Below are 3,085 nucleotides of genomic sequence, written 5' to 3' on the forward strand. Positions count from 1 at the left end.
CTCTTAAAGCCCCGAGCGAGCTGTTCACGGTGCCCCCTCGCCTGCTGCCCGAGTCACCCACCCTTTCACACTATCGACGGGTGCTTATGGAGAGCAGTGTTCCGAGGGCCTTCCTCAACAGCCTGGTCGTCTCTTCCGTGAGCGTGCTGATAAGCCTGGCCATTGGCACGCCGGCCGCCTACGGCTTTGCCCGATTCCGGTTTCCCGGGGCCGGAGCGTTCGGCTTGGGGGTGCTGTTCACGCAGCTCTTACCCGGTGCTGTCGTCCTCGTCCCGTACTTCATCATTCTCACGCGCCTTGGCCTGGTCAACTCGCTCATGGGCGTCGCGCTCGCCTACGTCGTCCAGACGTCACCGCTGGCCATCTGGCTCCTCAGAGGATACGTAGCCAGCGTCCCGCCTGAACTCGAGGATGCGGCCCAGGTCGATGGCTGCACGCGCCTGGGTGCGGTCGTCCGGATCACGATGCCAGCCATTCTCCCAGGGCTTTTCGCCACGGCCACGTACGCGTTCATCACGGCCTTCGAGGAGTTCCTCTTTGCACTCGTTTTCACGTCCTCGGACCGGTCCCGGACACTGCCCGTCGCGCTCGCGCTGTTCAAGGGCGAGTTCGAAACCGACTGGGGCGGGATGATGGCAGCTTCGGTGCTTATGACGATCCCGGTTCTCGCCTTGTTTGGAATTGCCGGGCGGTATCTGTTGCGCGGAATGTTAGCCGGGGCAGTCAAGGGCTAGGCAGCGCGGCCAGGCCGCACCCGGCTGTGTCCGGCTCAACAGGAAGGAGGCCTCCCGTAATGGCGGGCCGATGCGTCGTGATTGGAGCGGGACTGATGGGCAACCAGCACGCTGAGTACCTCACACGGTCCCGCCTAGTCGACATCGAAGGCGTCTGCGATGTGCGTCCGGAGGCAGCCCAGGCGCTGGCTTCGAAGGTCGGTGGGAAGGCCTACGTGAACGTGGAGCAGTGCCTGGACGAGACGAGACCTGACATAGCCCTCGTCGTTACTCCCGACTGGCTGCACCGGGAGCCGGTGGAGCTGGCGGCAAGGGCAAGGGTCCCGCTCATCCTCTGCGAGAAACCCCTCGCGACCACGGTGGCCGACGCCGAGGCGATGTTGACGGCCTGCGAGCAGAATCGTGTCCAGCTCGGGGTCCTGTTCCTGAACCGGTTCTACCCTCTCGACCGGGCCCTTCGCTACTTCGTCAAGGCCGGGTTGATGGGTGAGGTGACGCACGGGGAGGCGCGCCTCGACGACAGCATCGCTGTTCCGCTCTCGATGTGGAAAGAACGGAGCAGAGAATTCAGCAGTCGTAGTTCGCCTGTGCACTTTCTGCTGAGCCACGTGGTGGACCTGCTGGGTTTTTACCTGGAGCCCTCCAGGGTGCAGGAAGTGTCGGCGCTGGGTGGACGGAAGATACTGGCGGGCACCTGGGACTGGCTCGAGTGCGTGTTTTGGTTCGACAACGGGGCGGTCGTCAGGGTGAAGTCAGAGTGGGTGAAGCACATGGAGGGGGTGGTGGAGTTCTACGTCGCCCTGGGTGGGACGAAGGGGACCGCTGTCTACAACAAGGTCCCCGGCTTCGGAGTCAGGGGAGGGCTCAAGTTGTGCCGCAGAGACGGCGACGTGGACGAGCTGCTGGCACACGCAGCACAGCTGAACCAGCAAGGAATCCGTGCCCGGGTCGTCGCCAACGAAGCGTCTGTTGGGGCTCCCTACTCGCTCGAACTGTACCCGGAGGAGAATCCCCACGAGTGGGAAGCTGGTCTCGAGGCCTTTGTCGAGGGCTACCGCCGCGGGACGATGGAGGGCCTTCCTGGAGCGCGAGAGGCGCTCGAACAGGTTCGCGTGACCGAAGCCATCGAACAGTCGGCGAGGGAATCCAGGCCTGTTCAGATCGCCCGTCCCTGCTCTGAGCCGCACTAAACCGGAGCGGAGCAATCGTTGTGTGGAGGGTGAGATATGGGACGCGTTGAACAGAAGCTGAAGGAACTGGGTCTCGAACTGCCGCCTATGGCGCCCATTGGGAAACTGGAGCCAGTCAAGCAGGTGGGTAACCTGCTCTTTGTCTCAGGACACGGGCCCGAGAAGAATGGTAAGCCCGTGATCGTCGGGCGGGTCGGTGCCGAAGTGTCGCTTGAGGAAGGATACAAAGCAGCGCAGCTTTGTGCACTCAATTGCCTCGCCTCGCTTAAGCGCTACCTAGGTGACCTTGACCGGATCGACCAGATCGTGAAGGTGCAAGGCTTCATCAACAGCGCTCCCGACTTGCACGATCAGCCGGCCGTCATGGGCGGGTTCTCCGACCTGATGGTCCAGCTGTTTGGTGAGAAGGGCCGCCACGCCCGGTCGGCCATCGGCACCAGCAACCTGCCCAACAACCAGCCGGTCGAAGTGGAAATGATCGCGACCATCAAAGAGTAGCGGGACGCAAAGCGAGCCGCGGCCCCAGTGGCTGCGGGAAGAGAAGGGAGTGGATCATCCATCATGCTGAAGCGACTGTTGCCCACCCTGTTGGCCATTATCCTGCTCACGTGCACAGTCGGTGTGGTCGCATCGGCAGAGCAGATCGAGCTTGAGGTGGCAGTGTTCCAGGGCGGTTTCGGACTCGACCACTTCCAGTACGTCGCACGGGAGTACGAGAGACTGCACCCCAATGTGAAGGTCAACCTCTGGGGCAACCCTCGGATCGGCGTCGTGCTCCGCCCGCGCTTTCTCCAGGGCGATCCCCCCGACGTGGTCTGGCTGGTGCGGGAGGGCGTGACGAACGCGGAGCTGCTCCGTTCCGGTCTCCTCTATCCGTTGACGGAGGCCATGAACACGCCCGCGTATTTCCAGAACAAGACCTGGAAAGAGACGTTGATGCCGAGCACGCTTTACACCCTCACGGACGGCTCTGACAACATCTGGGGTGTCTCGCTGGACCTGCTCACGTGGAACCTCTGGTACAACAAAGAGATGTTTGAGCAGTACGGCTGGGAGCCGCCCCGGACCTGGGACGAGTGGCTGAAGCTCAACGACAAGATCAAGGCTAAAGGTATCATCCCCATCGCGCTGCAGGGCAAGATCTCTGACTACAACGTCTTC

4 protein-coding genes are annotated in these 3,085 nt (G+C 62.5%); all 4 read left to right on the forward strand.

From position 1 onward, the window contains the following. On the forward strand, positions 1-734 hold a 734-nt coding region (locus AB1609_19415; protein MEW6048612.1), incomplete at its 5' end, for a carbohydrate ABC transporter permease. Between the two features lie 59 nt (positions 735-793). Continuing rightward, positions 794-1,924, forward strand: a complete 1,131-nt coding sequence (locus tag AB1609_19420) for a Gfo/Idh/MocA family oxidoreductase (protein MEW6048613.1) — start codon at positions 794-796, stop codon at positions 1,922-1,924. 36 nt (positions 1,925-1,960) lie between these two features. Beyond that, positions 1,961-2,422 (forward strand): RidA family protein, encoded by a 462-nt coding sequence (locus AB1609_19425; GenBank protein MEW6048614.1) that lies wholly within the window; start codon positions 1,961-1,963, stop codon positions 2,420-2,422. 63 nt (positions 2,423-2,485) lie between these two features. After that, positions 2,486-3,085, forward strand: a 600-nt coding sequence (locus AB1609_19430) for an extracellular solute-binding protein (GenBank protein MEW6048615.1), incomplete at its 3' end; no start/stop codon positions are given.

The organism is Bacillota bacterium (genome assembly GCA_040754675.1).
GTDB lineage: Bacteria > Bacillota > Limnochordia > Limnochordales > Geochordaceae > Geochorda.

Excerpts from the sequence above, each read along its gene's own strand:
- AB1609_19425 (MEW6048614.1), top strand. The coding sequence starts at position 1,961 with ATGGGACGCGTTGAACAGAAGCTGAAGGAACTGGGTCTCGAACTGCCG.
- AB1609_19420 (MEW6048613.1), top strand. The coding sequence starts at position 794 with ATGGCGGGCCGATGCGTCGTGATTGGAGCGGGACTGATGGGCAACCAG.